This window comes from Acinetobacter tandoii (assembly GCF_008867985.1).
GTDB lineage: Bacteria > Pseudomonadota > Gammaproteobacteria > Pseudomonadales > Moraxellaceae > Acinetobacter > Acinetobacter tandoii.
Genome location: NZ_VXLD01000026.1, coordinates 1 through 5,616, shown reverse-complemented (window position 1 = coordinate 5,616; position 5,616 = coordinate 1). Strand labels below are relative to the sequence as shown.

The window sequence follows — 5,616 nt, the reverse complement described above, 5'->3', positions numbered from 1 at the left end:
AAAAAACACCCCCTTCTTATTAGAAGGGGGTGTTTGAATTAATGAGCTGGCGATGACTTACTCTCACATGGGTAACCCCACACTACCATCAGCGCTAAGAGGTTTCACTTCTGAGTTCGGGAAGGGATCAGGTGGTTCACTCTTGCTATTGTCGCCAGCACAACTGTTTATGGACTTGTTCAGGTTTTATGCTCAGATCATTTGATCTTGTTGCTACCCTACTTGGTACCAAATGAGTTATTAACGGATTAGTTAACTGAGTCGAATTTTATGTTCTAGCTTTCACTAAATCAAGTTTTTTGTTTCAGATCAGGGTTAACTGATCTTTTATGAATCGATTATAAGCTTTAAATACAACTGCTTGGGTGTTGTATAGTCAAGCCTCACGAGCAATTAGTATTGGTCAGCTTCACATATCACTATGCTTCCACATCCAACCTATCAACGTCGTAGTCTTCAACGGCTCTTTAGAGGACATAAAGTCCTAGGGAAATCTTATCTTGAGGTAGGCTTCCCGCTTAGATGCTTTCAGCGGTTATCCCTTCCGAACATAGCTACCCGGCGATGCGACTGGCGTCACAACCGGTACACCAGAGGTTCGTCCACTCTGGTCCTCTCGTACTAGGAGCAGATCCTCTCAAATTTCCAGCGCCCACGGTAGATAGGGACCGAACTGTCTCACGACGTTCTAAACCCAGCTCGCGTACCTCTTTAAATGGCGAACAGCCATACCCTTGGGACCTGCTTCAGCCCCAGGATGAGATGAGCCGACATCGAGGTGCCAAACACCGCCGTCGATATGAACTCTTGGGCGGTATCAGCCTGTTATCCCCAGAGTACCTTTTATCCGTTGAGCGATGGCCCTTCCATACAGAACCACCGGATCACTAAGACCTACTTTCGTACCTGCTCGACTTGTGGGTCTCGCAGTTAAGCGCGCTTTTGCCTTTATACTCTACGCGTGATTTCCGACCACGCTGAGCGCACCTTCGTACTCCTCCGTTACTCTTTAGGAGGAGACCGCCCCAGTCAAACTACCCACCAGACATGGTCCTCGTCCCGGATAACGGGACAGAGTTAGAACCTCAACATTACCAGGGTGGTATTTCAAGGACGGCTCCATTGGAACTGGCGTTCCAACTTCAAAGCCTCCCACCTATCCTACACAAGTAAGGTCAAAGTTCAATGTCAAGCTGCAGTAAAGGTTCACGGGGTCTTTCCGTCTAGCCGCGGGTACACTGCATCTTCACAGCGATTTCGATTTCACTGAGCCTCTGCTGGAGACAGCGCCGCCATCATTATGCCATTCGTGCAGGTCGGAACTTACCCGACAAGGAATTTCGCTACCTTAGGACCGTTATAGTTACGGCCGCCGTTTACTGGGGCTTCGATCAAGAGCTTCGCTTACGCTAACCCCATCAATTAACCTTCCAGCACCGGGCAGGCATCACACCCTATACGTCCACTTTCGTGTTTGCAGAGTGCTATGTTTTTAATAAACAGTTGCAGCGGCCTGGTTTCTGTGGCTGCCAATAGCTCAGGGAGCAAGTCCCATCACCGTCAGCAGCGTACCTTCTCCCGAAGTTACGGTACCATTTTGCCTAGTTCCTTCAGCAGAGTTCTCTCAAGCGCTTTGGTCTACTCGACCTGACCACCTGTGTCGGTTTCGGGTACGATTCCTGTGTAACTGAAGCTTAGAGACTTTTCCTGGAAGCATGGTATCAGCCACTTCACTGTACAAGTACAGCTTGCTATCAGTTCTCAGCATAGAGTACCCCGGATTTGCCTAAGATACATGCCTACAACCTTCCACCTGGACAACCAACGCCAGGCTGACTTAACCTTCTCCGTCCTCTCATCGCATTACACAGAAGTATTGGAATATTAACCAATTTCCCATCGACTACGCCTCTCGGCCTCGCCTTAGGGGTCGACTCACCCAGCCCCGATTAACGTTGGACTGGAACCCTTGGTCTTTCAGCGAACGGGTTTTTCACCCGTTTTGTCGTTACTCACGTCAGCATTCGCACTTCTGATACCTCCAGCATACTTCTCAATACACCTTCATCGGCTTACAGAACGCTCCCCTACCACTTGACTAATGTCAAATCCGCAGCTTCGGCACATAGTTTTAGCCCCGTTACATCTTCCGCGCAGGCCGACTCGACTAGTGAGCTATTACGCTTTCTTTAAAGGGTGGCTGCTTCTAAGCCAACCTCCTAGCTGTCTATGCCTTCCCACATCGTTTCCCACTTAACTATGATTTTGGGGCCTTAGCTGGCGGTCTGGATTGTTTTCCTCTTGACTACGGACGTTAGCACCCGCAGTCTGTCTCCCGGATAGTACTCATAGGTATTCGGAGTTTGCATCGGTTTGGTAAGTCGGGATGACCCCCTAGCCGAAACAGTGCTCTACCCCCTATGGTATTCGTCCGAGGCGCTACCTAAATAGCTTTCGGGGAGAACCAGCTATCACCAGGCTTGATTAGCCTTTCACCCCTATCCACAAGTCATCCCCTGGCTTTTCAACGACAGTGGGTTCGGTCCTCCAGTTAGTGTTACCCAACCTTCAACCTGCTCATGGATAGATCGCCTGGTTTCGGGTCTACACCCAGCAACTAAACGCCCTATTAAGACTCGATTTCTCTACGGCTCCCCTATACGGTTAACCTTGCTACTGAATGTAAGTCGCTGACCCATTATACAAAAGGTACGCAGTCACCGAACAAGTCGGCTCCCACTGCTTGTATGCATGCGGTTTCAGGATCTATTTCACTCCCCTCACAGGGGTTCTTTTCGCCTTTCCCTCACGGTACTGGTTCACTATCGGTCAGTCAGGAGTATTTAGCCTTGGAGGATGGTCCCCCCATATTCAGACAAGGTTTCACGTGCCTCGCCCTACTCGACATCATCATATCAGCCCTTTCGTGTACAGGACTATCACCCACTATGGTTGCACTTCCCAGAGCATTCCACTAAAACTGATATGACTTAATGGGCTTTTCCCCGTTCGCTCGCCGCTACTGAGGGAATCTCAATTGATTTCTTTTCCTAAGGGTACTGAGATGTTTCACTTCCCCTCGTTCGCCTTGCAACACTATGTATTCATGTTGCAATACCTACCTTATAGTAGGTGGGTTCCCCCATTCAGAAATCTCCGGATCAAAGGATATTTGCCGCCTCCCCGGAGCTTATCGCAGGCTATTACGTCTTTCATCGCCTCTGACTGCCAAGGCATCCACCACATGCACTTAATTACTTGACTATACAACCCCAAACAGTCGCTAACACATACAAGTGAGTGTTATCGTTGCAAACTTAATTGCTACTGATTTGTTGTTTGTGCACTTAAGCACTGTACAGCTTCAATCTAAATTCATATACCAAAACGCTTGATTCAGTGTTTTTGCTAGTTCTCAATCAACTTAGATCAAAGAATTACTTCTTCTCTCTTCGTCATTGAGTGAACAATTTATTTCAGACTCAATTTTCTAATCTGTTAATGATTAACTACAGCCTCGTCAGCTTGCAGTAAACTGTGATAAATCACAGAAGTTAACAAGACGCGCATATTACGCTAACTTCTTATTAATTTCTATAATCTAATACTTCGTTTGCTTGTTTCTTAGCTCATTGCAATGCAATGTGATGGTGGAGACTAGGAGAGTCGAACTCCTGACCTCCTGCGTGCAAAGCAGGCGCTCTACCAACTAAGCTAAGTCCCCAGCTTATCAATAAGTCAATGTTTCTGATCTTCCGTACTTCGTCAGTAGTGGTGGGTCTGACAAGACTTGAACTTGTGACCCCACGCTTATCAAGCGTGTGCTCTAACCAACTGAGCTACAGACCCTCAGATACATCGTCATGAAGAACAACTTGTTGTGGATTCTTACCAATCGTCAATCTTTCGTTAAGGAGGTGATCCAGCCGCAGGTTCCCCTACGGCTACCTTGTTACGACTTCACCCCAGTCATCGGCCACACCGTGGTAACCGCCCTCTTTGCAGTTAGGCTAGCTACTTCTGGTGCAACAAACTCCCATGGTGTGACGGGCGGTGTGTACAAGGCCCGGGAACGTATTCACCGCGGCATTCTGATCCGCGATTACTAGCGATTCCGACTTCATGGAGTCGAGTTGCAGACTCCAATCCGGACTACGATCGGCTTTTTGAGATTAGCATCCTATCGCTAGGTAGCAACCCTTTGTACCGACCATTGTAGCACGTGTGTAGCCCTGGTCGTAAGGGCCATGATGACTTGACGTCGTCCCCGCCTTCCTCCAGTTTGTCACTGGCAGTATCCTTAAAGTTCCCACCCGAAGTGCTGGCAAATAAGGAAAAGGGTTGCGCTCGTTGCGGGACTTAACCCAACATCTCACGACACGAGCTGACGACAGCCATGCAGCACCTGTATGTAAGTTCCCGAAGGCACCAATCCATCTCTGGAAAGTTCTTACTATGTCAAGACCAGGTAAGGTTCTTCGCGTTGCATCGAATTAAACCACATGCTCCACCGCTTGTGCGGGCCCCCGTCAATTCATTTGAGTTTTAGTCTTGCGACCGTACTCCCCAGGCGGTCTACTTATCGCGTTAGCTGCGCCACTAAAGCCTCAAAGGCCCCAACGGCTAGTAGACATCGTTTACGGCATGGACTACCAGGGTATCTAATCCTGTTTGCTCCCCATGCTTTCGTACCTCAGCGTCAGTATTAGGCCAGATGGCTGCCTTCGCCATCGGTATTCCTCCAGATCTCTACGCATTTCACCGCTACACCTGGAATTCTACCATCCTCTCCCATACTCTAGCTGACCAGTATCGAATGCAATTCCTAAGTTAAGCTCAGGGATTTCACATCCGACTTAATCAGCCGCCTACGCACGCTTTACGCCCAGTAAATCCGATTAACGCTCGCACCCTCTGTATTACCGCGGCTGCTGGCACAGAGTTAGCCGGTGCTTATTCTGCGAGTAACGTCCACTATCCAGTAGTATTAGTACCAGTAGCCTCCTCCTCGCTTAAAGTGCTTTACAACCAAAAGGCCTTCTTCACACACGCGGCATGGCTGGATCAGGCTTCCGCCCATTGTCCAATATTCCCCACTGCTGCCTCCCGTAGGAGTCTGGGCCGTGTCTCAGTCCCAGTGTGGCGGATCATCCTCTCAGACCCGCTACAGATCGTCGCCTTGGTAGGCCTTTACCCCACCAACTAGCTAATCCGACTTAGGCTCATCTATTAGCGCAAGGTCCGAAGATCCCCTGCTTTCCCCCGTAGGGCGTATGCGGTATTAGCATTCCTTTCGGAATGTTGTCCCCCACTAATAGGCAGATTCCTAAGCATTACTCACCCGTCCGCCGCTAAGCTAAGGTGCAAGCACCCTCGCTCCGCTCGACTTGCATGTGTTAAGCCTGCCGCCAGCGTTCAATCTGAGCCATGATCAAACTCTTCAGTTTAAAATCAATAGTGCTTTATTCTAAACACCAAATCTGGCTCATCAATTTTCTGACATTAATTTCTCAAATAAACTTCGAGTAATTTCTACCATCAATCAATGAAAATAATTTCGATCAATCAATCAGTAAAAATCCACACAAGTTGTTCTTCATAATCTCTTAATGATCT

General features: G+C 48.5%; 2 tRNA genes and 3 rRNA genes. All 5 read right to left on the bottom strand.

Features of this window, described 5'->3' with window-relative positions:
• Positions 1 to 44: 44 nt before the first annotated feature.
• The 5 genes from rrf to F4W09_RS16925 all read right to left on the bottom strand — a co-directional run bounded on the left by rrf (position 45) and on the right by F4W09_RS16925 (position 5,447).
• Positions 45 to 159 (bottom strand): 5S ribosomal RNA (gene rrf / locus F4W09_RS16945).
• Between the two features lie 213 nt (positions 160 to 372).
• A 23S ribosomal RNA gene (locus F4W09_RS16940) occupies positions 373 to 3,264 on the bottom strand.
• Between the two features lie 384 nt (positions 3,265 to 3,648).
• Positions 3,649 to 3,724: transfer RNA gene (locus tag F4W09_RS16935), tRNA-Ala, on the bottom strand.
• A gap of 48 nt (positions 3,725 to 3,772) precedes the next feature.
• Positions 3,773 to 3,849 (bottom strand) — tRNA-Ile (locus tag F4W09_RS16930).
• Between the two features lie 61 nt (positions 3,850 to 3,910).
• Positions 3,911 to 5,447: ribosomal RNA gene (locus tag F4W09_RS16925) — 16S ribosomal RNA — on the bottom strand.
• Together the 16S, 23S and 5S rRNA genes with 2 tRNA genes alongside form the textbook arrangement of a ribosomal RNA operon.
• Positions 5,448 to 5,616: the final 169 nt, after the last annotated feature.